Annotated in this window: 12 protein-coding genes; 1 reads left to right on the forward strand and 11 read right to left on the reverse strand. The window is 67.6% G+C overall.

The features are described 5' to 3' along the window. Positions 1 to 18 precede the first annotated feature (18 nt). A complete protein-coding gene (locus H5J29_RS00425) occupies positions 19 to 423 on the forward strand; it encodes an 8-oxoguanine DNA glycosylase OGG fold protein (protein ID WP_376768481.1) in 405 nt (134 codons plus the stop codon). Positions 424 to 786: 363 nt separating this feature from the next. Here H5J29_RS00425 and H5J29_RS00430 read toward each other — a convergent pair whose 3' ends face one another. The 11 genes from H5J29_RS00430 to H5J29_RS00480 form a co-directional block, all read right to left on the reverse strand. Next, the gene (locus H5J29_RS00430; RefSeq protein ID WP_181778845.1) at positions 787 to 2,766 is read right to left on the reverse strand and encodes an AAA family ATPase; all 1,980 of its coding nucleotides are present in this window, start codon (positions 2,764 to 2,766) and stop codon (positions 787 to 789) included. Continuing rightward, entirely contained in the window at positions 2,763 to 6,113 is a 3,351-nt protein-coding gene (locus H5J29_RS00435; protein WP_181778846.1) for a DEAD/DEAH box helicase, read from the reverse strand. Before H5J29_RS00435 ends, H5J29_RS00430 begins: the two co-directional genes overlap by 4 nt. Positions 6,114 to 6,230: 117 nt before the next feature. Beyond that, the gene (locus H5J29_RS00440; RefSeq protein WP_181778847.1) at positions 6,231 to 8,897 is read right to left on the reverse strand and encodes a phospholipase D-like domain-containing protein; all 2,667 of its coding nucleotides are present in this window, start codon (positions 8,895 to 8,897) and stop codon (positions 6,231 to 6,233) included. Next, entirely contained in the window at positions 8,894 to 10,378 is a 1,485-nt protein-coding gene (locus H5J29_RS00445) for a hypothetical protein (RefSeq protein WP_181778848.1), read from the reverse strand. Before H5J29_RS00445 ends, H5J29_RS00440 begins: the two co-directional genes overlap by 4 nt. Beyond that, complete coding sequence (locus tag H5J29_RS00450) at positions 10,375 to 11,352, reverse strand: DUF932 domain-containing protein (RefSeq protein ID WP_181778849.1); 978 nt, start codon at positions 11,350 to 11,352, stop codon at positions 10,375 to 10,377. Before H5J29_RS00450 ends, H5J29_RS00445 begins: the two co-directional genes overlap by 4 nt. Before the next feature lie 106 nt (positions 11,353 to 11,458). Next, complete coding sequence (locus H5J29_RS00455; protein WP_181778850.1) at positions 11,459 to 13,000, reverse strand: protein kinase domain-containing protein; 1,542 nt, start codon at positions 12,998 to 13,000, stop codon at positions 11,459 to 11,461. Continuing rightward, positions 12,990 to 14,018 (reverse strand): virulence RhuM family protein, encoded by a 1,029-nt coding sequence (locus H5J29_RS00460; RefSeq protein ID WP_181778851.1) that lies wholly within the window; start codon positions 14,016 to 14,018, stop codon positions 12,990 to 12,992. The genes H5J29_RS00455 and H5J29_RS00460 overlap by 11 nt, the downstream gene beginning before the upstream one ends. Continuing rightward, positions 14,018 to 17,128: a type I restriction endonuclease subunit R gene (locus H5J29_RS00465; RefSeq protein WP_181778852.1), complete on the reverse strand. Its 3,111-nt coding sequence runs from the start codon at positions 17,126 to 17,128 to the stop codon at positions 14,018 to 14,020. Before H5J29_RS00465 ends, H5J29_RS00460 begins: the two co-directional genes overlap by 1 nt. Beyond that, on the reverse strand, positions 17,125 to 18,324 hold the full coding sequence (locus H5J29_RS00470) for a restriction endonuclease subunit S (RefSeq protein WP_181778853.1): 1,200 nt from the start codon (positions 18,322 to 18,324) through the stop codon (positions 17,125 to 17,127). The genes H5J29_RS00465 and H5J29_RS00470 overlap by 4 nt, the downstream gene beginning before the upstream one ends. A 56-nt stretch (positions 18,325 to 18,380) precedes the next feature. Continuing rightward, positions 18,381 to 20,327: a type I restriction-modification system subunit M gene (locus H5J29_RS00475; RefSeq protein WP_181778854.1), complete on the reverse strand. Its 1,947-nt coding sequence runs from the start codon at positions 20,325 to 20,327 to the stop codon at positions 18,381 to 18,383. Positions 20,328 to 20,371: 44 nt separating this feature from the next. Continuing rightward, positions 20,372 to 22,102 (reverse strand): N-6 DNA methylase, encoded by a 1,731-nt coding sequence (locus H5J29_RS00480; RefSeq protein ID WP_181778855.1) that lies wholly within the window; start codon positions 22,100 to 22,102, stop codon positions 20,372 to 20,374. Positions 22,103 to 22,194 lie beyond the last annotated feature (92 nt).

Raw genomic sequence — 22,194 nt, forward strand, 5'->3', positions numbered from 1 at the left:
CACGAAGTACATCTACTTCTGTACGGCTGCCGTTCGCGACCGGCACGAGGACCGGACGCTCCCGTCCTCGACGAGGTGGTGCGTCGGTGGCTCGCCCAGCACGCCGACCTGCGGCTCGCCGGGACCCGGTCCACCCGCCAGTACGGTGTCTATCTCGAGCGGCTGGAGGCCTGGGGAGCCCGCCTGGGCGTCCCGGGCGACCAGGTCGAGGAGCTGATCTTCCACGCTCAGGTCTCGGCGGACGGCAACCGTCTGTGGTCCGAGCAGTTTCTCGTGGAGTCCGACCCCCAGGGTGAGGCACTCGCTGCCCTCGATGATCTCCACACCGCCGTAGGCCTCCTCGGCCTCACCACGGCCGACGCCGCCGAGCACCCGTTGCAGCAGCTCCGAAAGTTGATCGAGGGGGATCCGACCCGAGGCTGAGCTCCGGTGAGCGATGACCGGGACGTCCGCCTCGCCACGGTTCGAGACACAGGGAGCTGACTGGGTCCTCGAGAACCTCCGAGACCGGCCCGGCTATGGCAGATCGCCCGCCGCAACCGCCCAGACGCGGGTCAGCGGAAGTCGGCTGCGCAGCTCCGACCCCAGTGCGTCGTAGTGCCGGAAGACTTCGTCCAGCAGGTCATCCGCGTCCCACAACCTAACTGCGAAGTGGCTCGTCCTCGCCTCCTGCCGCACCGATCCTTTGAAGCCCGCCCCGGAGCGCGGCGCCCGGTGCCGGACAGACGGCCCCACGACTGCCGACTCCCGGTGCGGTGCGCCGAGCGCGACCGCGCTTTCCGTGCTTCAGGCACCGCGCTGTCGTCGCGCGGCTTTCCATGCGGGATCGGCCGGAGTCGTCGACGCACCGCCGGGCCTGCGCAATGCCGCGGGCAGTGGGTTGGAATGGATGATCACGAGTTCGCGGTTCGCCCGGGTCAGGCTGGTGTAGAGCAGCCCGTGCCCGCCGAGTCGCGGCGGGAAGTTGCCCGGCTCGACGACGATCGCGGCGTCGAACTCCAGCCCGCGCGCCTCCTGCGGATCCAGCACCCGCACCCGCTCGCCATCTCGGACCATCGTGGTGTCGTCGGCTGGGTCCTCGTGGTAGCCGGCGATCCGGAGGGCACGCACGACCTGCTGTGGAGCCATGCTGATCACGGCCGCGGTCCCCTCCGGATGGCGAGAAAGCACGGCCGACACCTCAGCGGAGACCCGTATATAGAGCTCCGTCGGGCGCGCCTTCCGGATGGCCGGCGGGACACCTCCGGTTTGGAGTGACTCCACGGTCTGCTCTTCTCGAGACAGCAGCCTGCCGGCGAACTGCATGATCGCGGCCGTGCTTCGGTAGCCACACCGGAGAGTCTCGACAGCGAGGGGTCGCCCGAGCACGGTCGAGACCCGGGACCAGCTGTGGCAGCTCAGGTCAGAGCGACGCTGGTTGATGTCACCCAGCAGAGTCCAGGAACCGCGGTTCATCCTCATCAACACGGCCCACTCGAGAGCCGTGAGATCTTGCGCCTCATCGACGATCACATGGTCGTAGGCGTACGGGGGTGCTCCGGCCGCTGCCACCCCACAGGCCGCCAGCAACCCCAGGTAGCGGCGCTGAGTGCTCGCGAGCTCGAACTCCGGCAGTTCACGGAGGTACCTGGCCCAGTCACGATCGCGGGTGAGGCGTGCCCGACCTACTCTGTTGTGCCGAAGCGCCTCGTATACGTGCCGCACACAGTCGGCGTGCGCCACCCGCGGACCGATCTCACCCTCATCGCGGAGCAGGCGCGCGGCCTGCTCCGCGAATTCCGCGAGTTCGCTGTGGGTGTCACGGAGTACGACAGGCTGGCTCCCGTCGATCTGAGCGGAGAGCCCGCGGAACTCGAGCAGCACCTCCTCGATGGCCAGGGAATCGACGCTTCCCTCCTCCTCGACGAGGTCATCGATCACACCACTGATGTGCCGGACGTAGTGCGCAGTCGGCCCGACGATCAGGACACTGCGGCACCGCTGTTCGTTGTCGCGATGGACGAGGAACGCGGCACGATGCGCGGCGATGACGGTCTTCCCGGTTCCGGGGTGGCCCTGGATCACGACGGACGCGTCGGCAGCCGCCGTGACGTGCGTGTACTGGTCTGGCTGCAGGGTCGCCAGCACGCTGGTGAGCCGCTCGGCACGCGGCGCCTCGATGGCGGCCAACACGGCAAGTCCTGCGCGGAGCGTCGAGGCTGTCTGCTGAGGCTGGGCGGGCTGGCGATCGGTTCGCGCCTGCGCGGCGGACTTGAGGGAGCGCTGCTCAGGGATGGATCGACCGGGAAGCGGCCGCCGCGCAGGTGCCTTCGGAATCGAGAGCCTCCGGGCGGCGAACGGCTCGGCGGTCCGGGGCGCCGGCCCGTCGTCGTCCACGTAGTCGGTGATCTGCCCGCCGCGGCGCAGCAGCGTCCGACGTGCCGTGACCCGTGGGCACAGGTCATGCGTTCCGCGGTTCTGGAAGAACGTGCTCGCGATCGGCGCCGCCCAGCTGAACACCATCAGGCCGTCGGCATCGAGGGGGCGCGAGCCGATGTAGAAGTTCGTGCCGTCGAAGAAGTCGGTGTGCTCGGCCAGCTCGACGCGACCGAGCAGACCGCGGCGCGGTGGCACCGGGGTCAGGGCTGCCTTCGAGGGAATCCGTCGAGCATCGCCGTATCCCTGGTGGACGGGAACGCGGCGGCTCTCCTCTCGTCGCAGACCGATCCGGTACCGCTCGTCGGCGGCGCGCTCGTCGGCGATGGCACGCTCGGCACCGTGCTTCATCGCGCGACCTCCAGGTAGCAGACGGCGATGTGCTCCATCCGCAGCTCCGTCGACTTCTTGTCCTCGAGGAGGCGCAGCGCCTCTCGATGCCGCTCCCGAGCGCGGCGTTTCTGCCCTTCGAAGAGCTGGAGCGCTCCGCGCCCATTGGCACGGGCGGTCTGCATCCGGCGCTCGATCACGCCCTCCTTGCGGCGAAGCTGCTCCTCGAGGCTCAGCCGTCGGCTGTCGGCGAGGGCAGCGCCTTCAGCGGACCGTCGCTGCTCCTCGTCCCACTGCCGCTCGTCGAGCAGGTCGGTCGCCCGCGAGATCGGCCCGACGAGCTGTCCGGCATCGGCCGGGCCGTCGGCCTCCCTCAGCTCCCCCCGGGCCAGGGCCGCGAGGAGGGCGTGGGGCACAGCTGTCGGAGCCTCGCGTCCGTTCAGGTCAACTGCAGCGCCCCAGAGCTCTCGAACTGCGCGTTCGCCGCCGCCCTCGACGCGGGCGAGAACGACCGCGTACCGGCCGGGCTCGGCGACGCCGTCCGGATCGTGAACGCGAACCTGCGCGAAGCGGGCCTGCCTGTGGCCGGGCACCGACACCGCGGCGAGGACGAGCGGGTGGGTCGCGGTGAGCAGCGCTCCCCCCGTGGTGCGCGCGTCCTCCTGGTCGAGAGCGAGCGGCAGGTCGGCCTCGTCACGCAGCGCTCGCGCGAGTTCGACGACTTCGGTCTGCAGGCGGTCGCCCCGGCGGGCCACGTCCTGGAGTTGGTCGCCCATCGCCGCGTTCCCCCGCAGGGTGACGTGCACGTCGTCGGCACGGGTGATGCCAGGAGCCCCAGCCGTGTCCGCCCAGTCGTGCAGGAGGTGCGCCAGCTCCTTCTGACCGACATAGCGGCCGGCCCGCACGAGCTCACGCTCGAGCCCGGTGACGTCGACGTCGTTGCTGACAAGTAGATCTGCCGCGGCGCCTGCCAGCCGTTCGGCCTCGGCCTTCTTGGCGGCGATGGCGGTCATCACCTGGTCCGCCTTCGCCTCACGCTGCGCGACGTCGAGGTCGAAGCTGTAGACCGCTTCGCGAAGCGAGGAGAGCTCGGACTGGATGATCGGCTCCAACGCGCCGATGGCGCGGGTGAAGACGCCGATGCGCTCGAGCACGCGCGTGAGGATCTTCTCGTCGATGGTGTCCTCGTTGTAGAAGTTGACGATCCGGATCTTCTGCTCGCGCTGTCCGATCCTGTCGATCCGGCCGATCCTCTGCTCGACCTCCATGGGGTTCCAGGGCAGGTCATAGTTGATCACTGTCGAGCAGAACTCGAAGTCGAGGCCCTCACTGGCCACGCGGTTGGCGAGCACGACGTCGAACTCGCCCTTGCGGAACTGCGTCATGACGCGCCGCCGCTCCTCCCGTGGAACACCGCCGTGCAGGACCGCGACACGGGCCTCGCCCGAGAGGCGGTTCCTGAGATAGGTGAGCGTCGGCCGGGAGAACGTGAACAGCAGCGTCTGCTTGCCCTGCCGGATCAGGTCCTTGAGGATCGGCAGCAGCACGTCGAACTTGGAGTCGACTCCGCTCGGCAGGGCTTTCGCCGCCGCGAGCAGGTCGCTGTGGGGCGGCACCGTCGAGGCGGCGCTGGCGGCGGCGGGATCGTCCTCGTCCTGCGGTGCCCACTGCTCGGTGTGACCGAGGACGGCGGCGCGGGCGGCGGGGAGACAGGCACTGGCCAGCCGAAGCGGCATCTGCATCGCGAAATGCAGAGGCATGTTCACCGCCTCCGCACGCCGACGGCACCAGTTCAGGTACTCGCTGTAGAAGTCACGCTCGGCGTCGGTCCAGACGACCCGCTCGGTGTGCGGGTCACGGAGAGCCTTGGCGTCGTCGATCTCCGCCTTCCGGGTGCGGGTGACCGCAGAGGACAGGGCGTTCAGGTCCGCGAGGATGCGGCGCGCCTCGACGACTTGAGCCGGATCCAGGATGTCCTGGCCGACGAGCTCCCTGAGCACCTTGTAGTCCGGCCTGCTCATCAGCGCAGAGCCGAAGGTCATGTCCTTGAGGTCGTCGAGGACCGCGAGCCGCTCGGCGCCGTTCGCGGTCCGGTTGAGGAGCAGGCTCTCGATGCGGTGCAGGACCGCATTGGGCTCCAGCCGCAGCTCCAACACGTGGGGGTCGTCGAAGTCCTCGGGTGCCAGCAGCTCGAGCATGCTCGCCAGATCGTGGTAGCCGAGGTTGACCGGCGTCGCGGTGAGGAACACGCGGGCGTCTGCCCAGTCGTTCAGCCGCACACCGAGCTCGTGGCTCTTGGTGCCGGGGTTGCGCATCTGGTGTGCCTCGTCGACGACGATCAGGTCCAGTTGCGGCGGGGCGTCGTCGAACTCCTCGAGCCCACCCCACTTCCGCAGACGCTCGAGGCTTGTGATGTATCGGAAGCGCTTAGGCAGCCGGTCCTGCCGATGCTGCTCGAGGAACCGCGCCAGGCCCTTGGTGTCGAGCTCCTCCAGCTCGAAGGTGAAGCGCTCCTCCATCTCGTGCTGCCACTTCCCCACCAGCGACGACGGCGAGATGATCAGTACGCGGTCGGCCGCCCGCCGAGCCTCCAGCTCCGTCCAGATGAGACCCGCCTCGATGGTCTTGCCCAGGCCCACCTCGTCCGCGATGAGGATCCGGGTGGCTCCGGTGTGCAGCAGCCGGAGAACGGGCTTGAACTGATACGGGCGGAAGACGGTCCGGGTCGCCCGGAACGAGAAGACCGTGTCCGTCAGCGAGGCCGCGAGCTTGCCCCGGGTGAGAGTCGCGCCGAAGCGGTCGATGGCGGCCGGAGCCGATCGAACCCACTCCGCCGGGCCACCGAACTCGGGCGCAGACTCCAGCGCCGACTCCGTGAAGCGCTGCGAACGGCCGTCGAGCCGCACCTCGTAGCGCCACACGCCGGCAACGAATCTCCGGGACTTGATCTCGGAGTCCTTGCCGTCGGAGCGGGTGACGACGCTCTCGCCGATCCCGAACCGGGGCCGCGGCACGGCGTGCCCCTCATCCCATAGGTGTTCGGCCCATTCGTAGGCACTCATGAGCGGCGCATCCTGCGTCAGATCGTCGACAGCGATCGCAGACCCGTCCTCCGTGGCTAGTCCGCCGTCGACCACCATTGCGACCGGCGACTCTATCCCGGAGAACCAGTACACGCCGTTGGGCAGTTCCACCGTCGGGGCGGTACGGATCTGCGCGACCGAGGACGTGACGTCCGGAACTCCGCCGCCCACCACGACGAGCCTGGAGAACGGCGAAGCGTGGAGGAGCGCGGGAAGGTCGGTTGAGAGCGGGTGATACCCGAAGGTCCGAGCCACGTCACCGCCGGAACGAACGAACTGCTCCACGTCACTCCCCCGCCGCCATTGTCCAGTCGTCGTGACATCGCCACCGCAGGTGCGAATGCGACGAATCGCGCAGCAGATCATCTATTTGGAGTAGACCGTTGAACTGTTTGGGCCTGGTCACCAGTCCCAGTCGGTCCACGCAGCATCCTTTGCCGGTGGGCGCCCCTTCGGGCCGTACTTCGCGAGCACCGCGTCGAGATCCGCTTGTCCCGCAAGGGATGCCACCGCCGGTGGGATCGGACGCGCAGCGAGGACCTGCTTGGTTGGGGGTACCCCTTCGCCCTGTCCGAAGACGGAGAGCGGGGTACTCGGACGTCGCATCGCGTAGACGCGCCATTTCCCGATCGCAGAGTCGAGCATGGCCACCGCACCCTCGGCCCGCACCATCGTCACCGAGCGGGCGCCGTTCGTCGCGACGCAGGTCAACGGCGCACCGTCGTAGAGCTCGGTCGCTAGCTGCGCCGCCGGACGCATCGGGTTCTTGAAGGTGCCCTGTGCGACCCAGGCCCCGTGCTGCTCTTCGAGGTCCAGCCCCGCCGCGGCGAGGCCTGCCTTGACCTCCGCCTTCGGATCGGCGGTCGCCCGCCGCGCGAGTTCCACGGTGGCCAGTACCTCGGCACGACCCGCAAGCCGCGCGCCGATCTCGCTGGACCGCAGGAGAACGGCCTCGAGCACGACGTCCTCGGTCAAGGTCGCAACGTCGTGCGCGGGCTCCCATGCTCTCGTCAGCACGATGTCGGCGGGTCGACCACCGTGGACTCGGGCATCCTGCCCGAGCACCGCAAGACACACCGCCACGAGCGCACCGAGGTAGGCGTACGACTGTTCCGGGCTGTCGTCGATCTCGGCCCGGTCCTCGACGAGCGAGCGGACCACGTCGGCAAGATCGTCTCGCCACGACTCGTCGGCTCCCCAGATCCCGGCGGCAAGAAGCTCCAGGAAGAGGGCGGCCACCGTCATCCGCAGCGGAAGGGTGGGCAGAGCCGTCGAGGGGCCCGGTGAGATCGACCTGACCCACCGGTGTATCCACGCGCGGTACCGCGCCCGAGCCTCGGGTGGAACCCGGCGAGCCTCCCGGCCGAGTTCGACGTCGAGCAGCTCGATGTCGCTCTCCGTCTCGTCCTCGGCGAGCTCGGTCTCGTCGTCGACCGCGCCCACCGCCCACTCACTGGCCTCGACGGTGCTCACCGGGGAAGGCAGTGCGCCCGGGAACGCCAGCTCGACCAGCCCGGCGCCCATCGAGTGGGTCGCATGGTCGAGGAACTCCGTCCATGCGTCCTTCCCCGCCTGCACCTCGGCCGTGCCCGCTGCGGGCGCTCGCAGAGTCGCCGTGGACGCACGCTGCTCAGCCGACAGTTTCAGCAGGTTGAGAAGGTCCTTGCTGAAGCGCGCCATCACCTCGGAGTCCCCGATGAGCTCATCGAGCTCGTACGCCGCGCGAAGCCGTGGCTCCTTGCCGAAGTCCGTTCGCGGTCGGCACCGATGGGGATCGGTCACGAAGGCCGGCACGGACTCGACAACGGTCTCCCCGAGGGTCGCGACGAGTCGGATGGCGGCGCCCGCCGGTTCAGGCGAGTCGACGGTCCAGTGCACTGCGGCCGAGGCCCGGGCCGCAGCGAACACGCCACGCGGCTGCCAAGAACCCGGAGCTCCGTCCGGCGAAAGCTCGACGGTGACCGTGGCATCGATGCCGCTGACGACGGTCACCTCGATCGTCCGGTCCAGCCGGCGGGCGCCGAGCAGACGCAGGGCCGGCGACGGCTGCTCCCGCTCCGACGGCGCCGTCGACGGCCACTGAGCGACCACCTCGGCCGAGACGGGCCGGGCGTCGGGCAGCAGGCTGCGTTCCACCGACGCGGCGATGGCGAGCTCGCAGTTTCCGCCTTCTCGGACAGTCCTGAGTAGCGCCGGAGTGGTCACGTTCGCGCTGCCGACCACGACATGCACACGGCCGTCCCGGTCGACGTGCTCGATCAACTTGCCGTGCATCGTGCGCTCGTCGTCCACCTCACGGAACTCCGCCGTGGTGCGACTGGCAGCCGCAAGGAGAGTGCTGGGGACGAAGGACGACAGCTCGCTCTGGAGTGCGACGCGAACTCGGGTGGGACGGGCCCGATCGAGGACTGCGCGGACCGCTGCTCCGGAGGGATCGATGAAGGGGGCAGCCAGATTCACCTCGGCCGCCTCCGTCGGCAGTGCGTCGACCATCGGCACCTGCAGGTTGTGGAGCAGCCGGACGTCCGGGCGGCTGTCGTCGATCTCCGTCGGCCGTAGAGCGGCTCCGATGTCCGAGAGCGTCTCGGCGATCCAGCCGGGCATGGCGACGTGGCGTGGAAGGTCCTGCAGCCAGGACGCCAGCTCACCCTGCACGCGGAGCCCACGGTCGCGGCGACCGCGCAGGACGCACCACAGCTCGTGATTGTGGCCCCACCCCGACATGGTCGGGTTGCCCGAACCGATGGCCACCCATACATCCTCTTCCCCGACGAGGATTGCGAGCTTCGGGTGGAACGCTCCGGGAATCGTCGCGGCACCGTACTGGTAGACGTGGCCCGCGAAGCGGACGTCGATCGGGTCGTGAATCTGCTGGTCCGCGTCGGACAGGACGGTCACCCGCGCCCCCATCTGGCGCGCCTTGGACACTGCGAACCGCTCGAGGAACGCCAGGTCCGCCGTGTACCCGAGCACGAGGAACTCGCGGAGCGGATCTCCCTCCGGGCGGTCCTGCCACTGGCTGAGCAGGGTCAGCGGGGAGGCGAAGGCGGTGTGCTCGATCGTCGTCATCGGGGCAGCTCCAGGAGGTCACACCCGAGGTCGGTGACGGTGTCGTCGGTGAGACCGAGCTGCATGGCGAGCCCGGCCAGTTGCTCGACGCGCAGGCCCACGTTCCCGGAGCCCTCCCGGCTGTTCGCGGTGAAGGTGTCGTTGCGCTCGTGCAGGCGGGAGAACACCTGCATGCGGCCGTGTTGGAACTGCACCTTGCGAAACGCGACCCGCCGGGACTGGGCGAGCATGTCGTCGACGAGGGCGCATCCGAGATCACGAAGGGACCTCGCTACGTTGTCGCCGATACGTCGGCCCACCCACTCCGGGCCGAGGATGCTGTTCCGGACCGACTTGCCGCCGCGGAAGGCCTCGAGAGCGAGCCCGTCGAGGGACTCACGGCGGCGGGCACCGACGGCCAGCAGGGCGATGTTCTCGAAGACGTCCTCGCCCTGGTCCAGGACCTGTTGCTCAGCGGGAGCGGGATGCCCTGCCGTGTCCGTCAGCTCGGGGAGCATCGCCTCCCACTCCTGGAGGCTCAGCGGCGGGAGCCGGTCGGCTATCCAGGCGTGGATCTGAGCACGGGTGGTCACCCCGTTGTCGCGGACGAAGTCGACAAGCCCGGCCCACAACCGCCGCCACGCGCCGACCGAGTAGTGACGCAGCAGGAGGCCGCGCCACGCGAGAGCCCGCTCCTCGTCGGCGAGGACCGGGTCCTCCGTCGCACCGGGACCGAACGCCAGCGCTCGCCGGAGAGCAACCGACCAAGGCTCGCCTGGCGACAGTTGCTTGGCGCGCAACAGGATCCGCATCGTCGCCCGGCGCGTGAGGTCGGTGGTCTCCCAGCCGTCGGGGTCGTGCGTTCCGGCCCGGGTAGCAGTGAACAGCTCCCGCAGCGCTTCCGAGTCGGCTCCCTCTGACGACCCGACTGACAGCTGCGCGAGGTGGGGGAGGAGGTCACTCGGCGGCGTGGCATCACGGCTCGCGGCGGAGAAGACCGGAGCGAACATCCGGCGGACCGACTCCGGGCAGGCGTGCCGCGCCGGCCGGATCGCTCCGTCCTTCGTGGTCGCCGTCCCGAGCACATCGGACGGACCGCCGTACTGAGACCAGAACCCCCAGTTCCGCGGCGAGTATGACGTCTTGCCCAGCTCCGCCAGCTCCCAGGCTGAGCCACCCCTGTTCAGCCCTCGCTGCAGTGCGTCTGCGCCATGAGCGGTCACGCTGTCCGGGTCGTGGGTCTTCGTCGCCAGCGCCAGCAGAACCTCGGATCGGCGAAGGATTCGCTGACATCCCGCCCCGTCGAGATCCTGCCGCTCGGCGTAGTCGGCGAGTGCCCAGTAGAGGCCGTAGTACCGGGCGAAGTCGGTCAGCGTCGACACCCCGGGCATGAGCATCGCGACCATGCCCAACACAGGTGCCTCGACGGCGAGCGGGTAGCGCCCATCGCGCTGGTCGAGCCCCTTCTGCGCCCAGGCGGGCCCTTCGACGACCGCGGTCACGTCACCACCTCCACGAGCCGTCGCCATGCCTTCTCCTTCAGCTTCGTGCCCGCGCCGAGAGCGAGCCGCTCGTCACGGTCCTTGGTGAAGTCGCCGCGCTCGCACGCCTCGGACTCGTTGTCGAGAAAGGCGCAGATCCGGCCGAAGGCGTCGTAGGCCGAGTTGCAGAACCCGAGTTCGGCGGCGAGATATCGGCCAGGGTGCGATCCGGGCCGCTCAGGATTCGGCGGATCTTCCCACAAGTCGGTGAGCACTGGCGCGGACCACTCCACTTTCCATTCGGTCTTCTTGAGCTGCCACCGCCTGCTCTCGGTCTCCTCGAGGAACCGGTCGACCATCGCCCCGACGCGGAGCAGGTCGAGCTTCTCCTGCATGTCCCCGGTGTGTGCGATCTCGTGAGAGGACCAGATCGCCGGCGGCGCGAGGACGGCGTTCGTGTTCACATTGACCACGAAGGCCCGAACCCGGACAGCTCCTTCGCCACCATGCCGGTTCTGGACGAGGAGCATCAGCATCTCGTCCTCATCCAGGCGGATCACCCGGTAGGCGAAGTAGGTGCGTGCCCGGTTCCGCCCGAACGACGCTGCCCCCAGGCGACCCGCATCGGCTCCGTATCGCTTGGCGAGACCGAGCACGGCGCCCGCCAGGTCCCGGTTCTCCGCGACTCGATAGGACGATGAGACGACGCTCATCACCGTCTCGGGTAAGGGCCTCACGAGGGCGCGATAGCCCGAGACGAGTGCGTGATCGTCGCCGCTGTCGGTGTAGACGGGGCGGGAGTCGACTTCCCAGTCGAGCTTTGCACGGGCGAGTGTCGATTCAACGGACGGCGCCGACCCCAGCAGGTCACCGACCCCAGCGCCGTTCGTCTCGCAGAACCGGAGGAAGGGCGGAAAGCTCGGTCGAGCCGGCCTCAACTCGTGGGCGGGAGCGAGATGGAATGCCCCACCCTTGCTGTCGCGGTAGTGCTGCATGGCGTGTCTCCCCCAAGACCTTGCTGAACGATCACTCGGGCAAGCGCGGCTTGCACAAGTTCCGGCGCTTCCGCCGAGGTTGTGCAACGTGGCGCGCACCTCGCGCCTACCCCTCCGCGAACTTCTCGATCTGCCGCTCCAGGTTCTTGACGTGCGTCGACCCGGACCCGTAATGGTGTCGGAACTCCGATCGGAGTCCCTCGAGCTCCGCTCGCGCCTCCTCGGGCCGGCTGTCGGAGGCGAGCATCTGCGCGATGACGAACCGGCTTTCGAGAAGGGGCTCCGCGTTGTCGGGCTCCGTCGAGTCGACGTGCTGGAGGTAGAAGCGCAGCTGCGCCAGCGCCTTCAGCGGTTCACCGAGCTCGGCGTAGGCGTGACCTGCGTAGAAGGCGCACTGCACCGTACGAGGGTGGTCGTCGCCCAACCTCGCGCGGTAGGTCTCCTCGGCCATCGTCAAGTGCGCCGCCGCCGCGCGATACTCGCCGCGTAGGAACTGGATCATTCCGAGCTGGAAACCGAGCTCCAGCGTGAAGTACGGCTCGGCGGCTGCTCTCGTCAGCCCGTCCTCGAGGGTCTCGACCGCGAGGTTCTGCTGGTCATCCGCCATCAGCGCGGCCGCACCGTTCTGGATCCGCACGAACTCTTCGTCAGTGAGGGGGTCTCCGTGGCCCGGTTCCGCCGGCCTCGGACGGGGTGCGAGGAGCGGGACGCGGAACGGCCGCGTCGGGTCCTGCACGTCATCGCCGCCCGCACTCACTCCCCCGACCAGAGGAGCCAGTCCCGCGTAGACCTGCTCCGCGGTCGGGCGCGCCTCCGCCTCCTTGTCGAGCATCCGGCTGAGGAGGCCGTCCAGGTCCTCGGGGAGGTCGTCCCGGGCCTTCGCGGCAGAGGGGACCGGAGACTGCAGGTGGTGGGCCCGCACCGGCGTGCCCGACGAGTCGAGGTACGGCGGGTCCCCGACGAGCAGTTCGTAGAGGAGGCACCCCAGCGAGTACACGTCCGACGCCGCGGTGACGACGCGACCCAGGTGCTGCTCGGGCGACATGTAAACGGGCGTCCCGACGGTCCGGTCGACCTGGGTGAGGCGGGGCAGCGCGCTGGCTCCACGCAGAATGGCGATGCCGAAGTCCAGCACCTTGACCAGGCCGTTCTCGACGATCATCACGTTGGCTGGCTTGATGTCCCGGTGGACGACGTCGACGCGGTGCAGGTCGGTGAGCACCGCCGCGATCTGGGCCGCGATCGCCGTCGCCCAGGCGATGGTCGGCCTGGCGTCCACGTCGTAGGTGGTGCGATCGAGCACGGACTCCAAGGTGGAGCCACGGAGGAGCTGCATGACCAGCCAGATGCGGCCGTCGTCGGTGAGCCCGGTGTCGTAGACGGCGGGTGTGCCCGGGTGCTCGAGCTGCGCCGCCATGCGGACCTCACGCAGGAACCGTTGCCGATTGCTCGCCTGCGCCTCCTGAAGCTCGAGCAGTTCGGTGCTGCTGACGCCCGACCCGATCGACGGCTGGCGGAGCATCTTGATGGCGACGGGTCTGCCGAGCCTCTCGTCGTAGCCCTGGTACACCTCGCTCATCCCACCGCGGCCGAGTAGGCCGTCGACGCGATAGAGATCTCCGAGCAGGCGCCCCGGATCAGCCGACATGATCCCCCTCGTCCGGGCGCTCGATGGCGGTCAGCTCCTGCAGGTCGTCCCACTCCTCGATCGCCGCACGCTCCGCTTCCTCTTCGCGGCGACGGCCGTCGAACACCTCGTAGCGCTCACCTGTGGTCTCGCGCATGCTGGCTGCGGAGACGGAACCCGCTCCCGTGAGGACCTCCCGCTCGTCGAAGGTCAGGAACCTGTCCGTCTGCACCATCCAGTCGGCCATCACGGTGGTGAGACGGCGACGGGCCCGGTCTTCGGCGAAGTCCAGGAAGCGAGTGGTGAGGAGGTTGAGCTCGGACATCTCCCCCTGCAGGAGGTAGTTCTTCGCCGTGTCGATGTCCTTCTTCTGGACTCGCCGCCCGGCCCACGAGGTGAGCCCCAGGTTCATTACCGCCGGATCACACCGCATGACGATCAGCTCAGCAGCGGTGTGACCCGTCACCGCATAGAGCAGCTTGTTCTGGATCGTCTTGAAGAAGGTCCGAGCGGCCTCGGCGTCCTTGTCATAGTCGGCGCTCGTCGCGGCGAAGATGTCTCTGACCTTGAGGTAGAACCGCCGCTCGGACGCCCGGATGTCCCGGATGCGTTCCAGCAGCTCGTCGAAGTAGTCCGTGCCACCCGGGTCCTTGAGCCTCCGGTCGTCGATGGCGAAGCCCTTGACCAGGTACTCGCGCAGAACAGTCGTGGCCCACTGCCGAAACTGCACCGCTCGGGGCGTGGTAACCCGGTACCCGACGGCGAGGATCATGTCGAGGCTGTAGACCTTCACCTCGCGCCTGACCTGACGGCTGCCCTCCTGGCGAACTATCAACGCAGAGTTGATAGTTGCCTGGGTCACTTCGCCGTCGTCGAGAACGCGGCTGACGATCTGCTGAATGTTCTGCACAGATGTCGCGTACAGCTCCGCCAGCTGAGCCTGCGTCAGCCACACGGTCCCCCCGACCGCCCGCAGCTGCACCAGGCTCTGCCCGTCGTCGCTCCGATAGACGACCAGCTCTCCCCCCGGCTCGGTCATCAGCCCCCTGTCTCCCGCCGCATCTGCTCCCGCAGGGCCGCCAGCGCCTCGTCCCGGATCGGGTTGTTGATGATCTGGTAGGCGCGCTTGCGCGCCGCTTCCTTGATCATGCCCCGGAAGTCACCGTTGTCGAAGTAGTGCTTCACGAACTCGGCGTTGCCTGTTGCGTTGTCGATGATGATCTCGTCGAGCTTGTCGTCGGCGACCTGGCCGAACCGGGCCTCGTCGTTCATCAGCGCGATCTGCTGCATTTCCGCGTTTTCGACGAGGCTGATGACCTGCTGATACACCAGGACGGCGTCTTCGGTGCCCAGGCCGAGCCCGAAGCGGTCGTTGAGCTCGGAGATGACCTGGGACATCGGCACCAACTCGGGCTCGCGCCGCCCGCCGCCATCCGCCGCGTGGCCACGGACGGTCCGATCCCCCACGTCGGACAGCGACACGTCGTGCTGCCCGGTGAACTGGAGCCGGAAGTGCGTGAGGTCAGCGTCCCCGATGTCGACCTTCACCGGGGGGCGCCCGGGCAGGCGGACCAGCAAGAGCTTACCGAACTGGTAGAGGCGTTCGAGGTCGCGATCTCCCCAGTCGACGATCTGGGCGAGCAGGCTGTAGGCGCGGACGTAGGACTCGAGCGCGCCGCGGAAGCCCTCCCGCTCGTCGTCGTCGAGCTCGGCGAAGCGGTCCAGGGCCGGCTGGAGCACCCCGTGCAGCCGCGCATGGAGCTTCTTATCCGCCGATGCGCTCAGCCGCCCCGGCCCTGCCTCGCCGAGGATGTCGACGAGCGTCTCCATCTCGGACGTCACGACGATCTCGTAGTCCATGACCTCCCGCTGTCTGGCGTAGAGGACGTTGGGGTCCGACGGCGGGGTCAGCGTCGTCTCGAACCAGTCCTTAAAGGACTCACGAATGGACTCAGCGTCGTTGACGAAGTCGAGGATCCGGACGTCGTCCTGGGACTTGAGCGGATGGGTGCGGTTGAGCCGGGACAGCGTCTGCACCGCGGCCACGCCGGTGAGCGCCTTGTCCACGTACATCCCGCAGAGCAGCGGCTGGTCGAAGCCGGTCTGGTATTTGTCCGCGGCGACGAGCAGCCGGTACTCGTCCTGGTCGCGGGCGACGGCCTGCGGGTCGTCCGCCTTCGTGTAGGCGAACCGGTCCGGGAGCTGGCGCTCCGAGAAGCCATTGAGCTGGGCCTCGGTTCGCTCGACGCCTTGCTCGGTCAGACTGCCCGAGTAGGCGACGAGCACACCGAGCTTCTTCCCCGTATCGGCGAGGTGGGCCAGGATCGCCTGATAGAGGTCCAGGGCGTCCTGACGGCCGCGGGTCACCACCATCGCCTTCGCCCGGCCGCCGAGCCGCCCCGCGTGGTTGTCCTCGAAGTCCTCGATGATCAGCTTGGCCTTCTGCGCCACCGACGTGGGGTGCTGCATCGCGTACTTGACGAACGCAGCCTTGGCCTTGCTCTCGTCGACCTCGGGATCGTTGATCGTCGCGTTCTGCTCGACGGCCGCGTTGCGCAGCCGCCACTTGGACTCGTACGTCAGGTAGTTCGCCAGGACGTCGAGGATGTAGCCCTCGTCGATCGCCTGCCGCATCGAGTAGACGTGAAAGGGCTCGTACATCCCCTCGCTGTCGCCGTCAGGGCCGACAAGCTCGGGGTTCGTGCGACCGAACAGCTTGAGTGTCCCGGACTTCGGGGTGGCGGTGAACGCGAAGTACGACAGGTTGGGCTGCTTGCCCCGCACCCGCGTCCGGTAGGTCGCGTCGTCCTCCTCCTCGGGCTTGCGAACGGCGTTAGCGCCCAACGCCTCCTTGAGCCGGTTCGCGGCGTCCCCGCCCTGGGACGTGTGGGCCTCGTCGATGATGACCGCGTAGCGCCGCCCCTGAAGACCCATCTTCGCGATCTTGTCGAGGATGAACGGGTACTTCTGCAACGTGCTGACGATGATCTTCGAGGTCGAGTCGTCCAACGCCGCCGCCAGCTGCGTCGCATCCTCGTCAATCTTCTTGACGACGCCAGGCTCGTGGTCGAACTGGTAGATCGTGCGCTGGAGCTGCTGGTCGAGCGCCGTGCGGTCGGTGATGACCACGGTCTTGTGGAAGACGGGCTCGTTGGCCTTGTCGAACAGGTTCGACAGCCGATGAGCCAGCCAGGCGATGGTGTTGGACTTCCCGGAGCCCGCGGAGTGCTGGATCAGGTAGCTCTGGCCGGCGCCGTTGTGCTGCGCGTCCTTGACCATCTGCTGCACGGCGTGCCACTGGTGGAAGCGCGGGAAGATCCGGTTCGCGGTATGCGGGTTCGTTTTCACACCGCGCTTCTTCGGCGCCTCGACGTGGACGAAGCGCTGCAGGATCTCCAGCCAATTGTCCCGCTGCCAGATCTGCTCCCACAGATACGAGACGGCGTACTCCCCCGGCTTCGCCGCCGGGTTTCCCGCGGCCCCGCTCTTGCCGGGCCCGGCGGTGCCGACGTTGAACGGGAGGAAACGGGTGTCCGCGCGTTCCAGACGGGTCGCCACGTAGGCCCGGTCGGGGTCCACGGCGAAGTGGACCACAGCCCGCTTCGCGAAGATCAGCTCGTTCGGGTCGCGGCGACGGTACTGCGCGATCGCCTCGTCCGTCCCCTGCCCCGTGTTGGGGTTCTTCAGCTCGATCGTCGCGACGGGCAGCCCATTGACCAGCAACACCATGTCAATCGACTCGCCGGTGCGTGCGCTGAACCGCACCTGCCGGGCGACGGTCAGGAAGTTCTGGCTGTAGTCGTGGAGCGCGTCCGCGGCGAGCGTGTGGCCTGGGCGGAAGTAGGCGAGGTCAAATGCCACCCCCCGGTCCTTCACCCCCTGCCGCAGCACATCCAGCACACCCCGCTCGTCGATCTCCGCCGCGAGCCGCTTGGTGAACTGCTGCTGGGCGCTGTTCTGGTCCCCGCCGTACAGCTCGATCAGCTTGTCCCACTTGGCCTGCTGGGTGCGGCCGATAAAGACAAGCAAGTCGGACGAGTCGAGGCCGCGGTCGGGGCGGTACTGGCCGGAAGACGGAGCCCAACCACGGGCGAGCAATTCCCCCTCGGCAGCACCCTCGAACGCCTCCTCGCTGTGCGCCCGGCTCATGCCTCCACACCCCTCGCTGTACTGACGTCGATCTGACCGGTTACGGCGGCGGTGATCAGAGCGCGCCGACGCTCAGCAAGCAGAAGCTGCTGCCGCTCCAACGCAGCGCTCAGCGTCGCAAATTCTTCATCGATTTCTTGCAACTCCCGTACCGCAGCACTCTGCTCATCCACGCTTCGTGGCCATGCAATGGTGAAGTTGCCCAAGTCTTCCATCCCTAAGGTAGGTTGAGCACTGTCACTAGCAGTAGCCATCGCGGCCTGATCCGCAAACATCCCGGTCGACATCCACGCACTTAAGAGGGCTGGAGCCACATCTTTCGCCACACGAAGAATCGCAAGTGGACGATTCACATTTGCGCCAATGAGTTCTGCAGATGCGACAATCGACCTACCCAATGTGCCCACGACGCTAACGAGTACATCGTCGACCTGTATCACCGTACGAGGATACTGCTGGGACAGCGCTTCAGGGATACGACGGAGTTCTGAAACTCTCCCACTGAGACTTGCGAGGTCGCCGATTCGGATCAAGGGGACGCCTTCGTCCACAAACTGCGGGACAAGTACGCCATACCGCGGCTTCGAGCGCAGTAGATACTTAATGCGCGTGACCGAGCGCTGCTTCTCATAAAGACCTTCGACCGCTCGGCGGCGCCGCGCCGCACCAGCCTTCAATTGTCTACTACGAAGATCCAGCAGTGAGTCGACTCGCCGCGTCTCAACATCCAGGAAAGCTGCGACACGGCGTTGCTCTACGAGCGACGGCAGAAGAATTAAGGCGGATGCCAGTCGGTCCCGGTTGAGCTCGATCTGGTTCGTAGCTCCGACCACAAGCGATGAGAGCGCATATTCGTTGAACGCGGACGAAGCGAGCCAGTAGTACTGGAAGCGTGAATCCAACACCGCCTGGTTCGAGCGGGAGATCGTGACATGACCATCCGCCACACACGGTCGACTATCAGGCCCCTTCTCGAAGTATCCAACCCTTCCCAAGGTTCCCGTACCCGTTGAATTGATTAGACTATCACCGTCTATTAGGAGCCCTTGGAGATCGACACCTTTGCCATCAGGACTATGAAAGCGGGTTCGCGACCAGTCCAGACCGCTATCCTGATTCGCCGCCTGCCCGATGACTCGGACCGCGCCTTCGTCGATGTAGTTCGGCGCGACACCCCGATTCAGGAACGTCGTCACATACTTGAGAGGGATCCATCTCCACCCTTCGGGTGGCGCAACTCCGAGAATGCCACTCACCCGGTCACCACACCCAGGAGAGCCTGGACCTGCTTTTCCAGATCCCGCAGCTCAGCGTCGATCTCAGCCAGCGGTCGAGGCGGGGTGTAGACGTAGAAGTGGCGGGTGAAGGGGATCTCGTAGCCAACCTTCGTTTTCTCGTTGTCGATCCAGGCGTCCGGGACGTGCGGGATGACCTCGCGCTGGAAGTACTCCTTGATGTCCTCGTCGAGCGGCACGTTCTCGTAGTCGCGCAAGTCCGGGTCGGGGAGGACCTCGCCCTTTGCCGTCTGCACCTCGCCCTCGGGGTCCGACACCGCGACCGCGCCCCACAGCGCCTTGACGATCCCCGCAGTCGTCGGCCACGGGACCTCGGCGCCCTTCGAGGCAGCGCGCAGGTCGTCGCCCGCGGCGGCCTTGGTCCACCACACCTTGCCGAGCAGCGGGCGCAGGGCCTCCACGAAGCCGTCGCGGTCGGCCCATTTCACCAGGGGCTTTGCGTGCTGGAGGGCGAGCAGGGTGTCCTCGGTGATCTCGAAGCGCTGCTTGAGAGGGCGCTCGACGGTGATGCGGTGATAGCCGAAGTCTCGGGTGCCGAAGACCCTCACGCGGGCGTGGTCCGGGTCGTCCGGATTGTCGGCGATCTCCAGCGCGCGAGCGTAGACCTGCGTGATGTGGCCGATCTGGGCCTCGCTGATCTCCTTGCGCTTGTCCCCCAGAGACTTGCGCATCTTCTCCCACTGGTCTCGGGCGTCGAGCAGTATGACCTTCTTGCGCCGCGAGTCGTCCTTGCGGTTCGACAGGATCCAGAAGTACGTGGAGATGCCGGTGTTGTAGAACAGCTGGTCCGGCAGGGCTACGATGCCTTCGAGCAGGTCGTTCTCCAGGATCCACTGCCGGATTCGCGACTCCCCCGAGCCTGCGGCGCCGGTGAAGAGTGGCGAGCCGTTGAAGACGATCGCCAACCGCGAGCCCTTGCCATCCGCGGACTCCATCTTGGAAATCATGTGCTGCAGGAAGAGGAACGAGCCGTCGTTGATTCGCGGCAGGCCTGCGCCGAACCGGCCCGCGTGACCCAGCTCGGCCTCGGACTCGATGTCGTCCTTGACCTTCTTCCACTCCACACCGAAGGGCGGGTTGGCAAGCATGTAGTCGAACTTCACGTCCCCGTGGGCGGGCTCAGAGAAAGTGTTCGCGAACTCGACCTTGCCGGGGTTGCCGCTCATCAGCATGTCGGCCTGGCAGATAGCCCAGGACTCGCCGTTGACCTCCTGGCCGTACAGGTAGGTGTGCGCGTCGGGATTGATGCTCTTGATGTACTCGTCCGCCGCGGTGAGCATGCCACCCGTCCCGCACGCCGGGTCGAGGATGTTGATGACTTGGCCGGGACCCTTGACGTGCTCATCGTCCGGCCCGATCAACAGGCTGACCATCAGCCGGATGACTTCCCGCGGGGTGAAATGCTCACCGGCCGTCTCGTTCGAGTCCTCCGCGAACTTCCGGATGAGGTGCTCGAAGACGTAGCCCATGTCATGGTTCGACAAGTGCTCGAGGTCCTTCATCGCCGCGAACTTCCCGACGACCTGGTACAGCAGCTTGGAGCTTGCGAGCCGGGAGATCTGCTCGTCGAGCGAGAAGCGCGCCAGGATCTCGCGGACCGCAGGGTGGAACCCGTTCACGTAGTCACGAAGGTTCTTCGCGACGTTGCTCGGGTCCGCGACGATCGTGCGGAAGTCCTGAGCCGAGGTGTTGTAGAAGCGCCGCCCAGCCACCTTCTCCAAGATGATCGTCTTGTTGTTCATCTCCGGCAGCTCGGTATCCCGCTTGCGCACGGCGTCGCGAGTCGGCGCCATGACCGCGTCAAGCCGGCGCATCAGCGTGAACGGCAGGATGACACCGCCGTACTCGTGCCGCTTGTAGTCGCCGCGGAGCAGGTCGGCGACGGCCCAGATCTCGGCGGCCATGCGCGTGTGGGTGGGCCCGGAGCCGATGGGCTGCGTGGACGAGGTCACGTCGTTCTCTTCTCGTTCTTGGCTGTCTCGGTAGTCATGGTCTCGCGCCGCGTGACGGCGCTGGGATCGAGGGCACCCGTAGTGAGCCCGTAGCTGGTCTGGGCGACAACCGCCTTGGTGACGGTCGCGAGCTGAGTCGCGACGCGGCCGAGTTCCAGGAGGTGCCGGTATGCCTCGCCGTACCTGCGCTGCTCAGCGATCGGCAGCCGAGGCACCCGACATCGCTTGACGTCATCGCGGGTCAAGGCACTCAAGGTGTTTCCGACGGGAGCGGCAAGCGCATCGACTCGTACGAACAGGGCGAAGAAGTAGGCATCGAGCCGGTCGGGGTCGAGCCCGAGCACCTGAGCGACGCCGCGGTCGTCATCCGGTGTCCCGGTGGCGACGACCGGCTCCCTGTTCATCGTCCGAAACAGAATGTCGCCTGCGCGCGGTTCCGCGTCGCGCGGCAGGAGGGTGAGTGCACGCGACCGTTCGAGCTCGGCGACCGTCACCACGTCGGCGAGAGGTGAGCCCGTCCGACCGAGTGGCTGGGGCAACGCCCGCCCGACATCGCCGTACAGCGCACGGAGCCGCTCGGTTGCGGCGGCGAGCTCGGCCGGGTCCGGCTCGACGGGCCTGCGAACGTAGCGGGACGGGAGGAGCGGAGTCTCGCCGTCGAGCAGCTCGATCGTCGGCACGAGCTGGGAGACCAGCGGATCGCGGCCATCGAGCAGCCGCTGCCAGACGGGGTACTCCAGAGGCACGTCCCGGATGTCGCCGAGACCGCTCAGCTCGATCATCGCGACGCCGCGGCCCGGTTCTCGATGCTCCAGGACCCATAGCTGAGTCGCACCTTCGCCGGACCGGGTCAGGCCGGCGGGGAGTGCGATCACCGCGCTCAGCACGCCGGCCCGGACGAGCATGTCGCGGACGTGCCTGCCCGAGGGACGGACCGCCGCCACCGGCGACACCGCGACCACCGCCACACCGCGCGGGCTGAGAAAGGCGAGGCAGGCCTGTACCCAGGCAAGATCGGGATCGAGCGGATCGGGCAGACCGAAGCGCCACCGCGGATCGGCGGCCAGCTTGGTGGCAGGCCACGTCTTCTGCTGGGGCGGAGTGCAGACCACTGCTCGCGCCTGGCCCGCTACGTCTGTGAAGCGATCCTCCTCGAGGAATCGACCCACCCGCAGATCCACACCGCCGACGGCCCCGTTGACCAGCGACTCGCTGTGAGAGTCGGACACCTGACCCGCCAGCCGAGCCTGCGCACCGAAGCGCTCAGCGACGGCGCCGAGCAGCAGCCTGTCGACACATGCGGGATCGAGGACGACGGGGCTGTGCTCCGCTGAATCGTCAGCGTCGTCGAGCGGGGGAAGAACGGAAGCCATCACTCGCGCGAGCACCTCAGGGGCCGTGAGGTCGGACAGATCTCGGTCGATGCCTGGGCCGGCGTCTCGGAGGAGCTGAGTCCCGGTGCTTGTGCGGCCCGATGCCGCCAGTTGGTCGGCCTTCCCCGTGCCGACGAGCCATTTCTCCACCTGCTGCCAGGAGTAGAGCGTACCGCTCCCCGCGTCGCTGACCGGCTGCGGAAAGTCCGGGTAGCGCTTGCGCCAGTTGGCGACCGCGGCTCGACCGACCCCGGCGCGCCGGGCCACGGCTGCCGCCGTGACGAGGTCACGCTCCTCTAGGCTCACCACCCCAACGTAGCTCACGTTCACAGAATCGCGCAACTTTGTGAACATTGCTCGGGCGCTCACATCTGTGTACGCTCGTGCCTGCCGGGCTACCGCTCTGGCGCATTGGGCCCGGCGAGGCTGCGGCCCGCAACGCTTCT

The sequence above is a fragment of the Pseudonocardia pini genome (genome assembly GCF_013870575.1).
Classification (GTDB): Bacteria; Actinomycetota; Actinomycetes; order Mycobacteriales; family Pseudonocardiaceae; genus Pseudonocardia; species Pseudonocardia pini.

Coding starts and splice junctions, on each gene's coding strand:
- H5J29_RS00430 (WP_181778845.1), bottom strand. CDS start 2,766: ATGAAGCACGGTGCCGAGCGTGCCATCGCCGACGAGCGCGCCGCCGAC.
- H5J29_RS00440 (WP_181778847.1), bottom strand. CDS start 8,897: ATGACGACGATCGAGCACACCGCCTTCGCCTCCCCGCTGACCCTGCTC.
- H5J29_RS00450 (WP_181778849.1), bottom strand. CDS start 11,352: ATGCAGCACTACCGCGACAGCAAGGGTGGGGCATTCCATCTCGCTCCC.
- H5J29_RS00455 (WP_181778850.1), bottom strand. CDS start 13,000: ATGTCGGCTGATCCGGGGCGCCTGCTCGGAGATCTCTATCGCGTCGAC.
- H5J29_RS00460 (WP_181778851.1), bottom strand. CDS start 14,018: ATGACCGAGCCGGGGGGAGAGCTGGTCGTCTATCGGAGCGACGACGGG.
- H5J29_RS00465 (WP_181778852.1), bottom strand. CDS start 17,128: ATGAGCCGGGCGCACAGCGAGGAGGCGTTCGAGGGTGCTGCCGAGGGG.
- H5J29_RS00475 (WP_181778854.1), bottom strand. CDS start 20,327: ATGGCCGCCGAGATCTGGGCCGTCGCCGACCTGCTCCGCGGCGACTAC.
- H5J29_RS00480 (WP_181778855.1), bottom strand. CDS start 22,102: ATGTTCACAAAGTTGCGCGATTCTGTGAACGTGAGCTACGTTGGGGTG.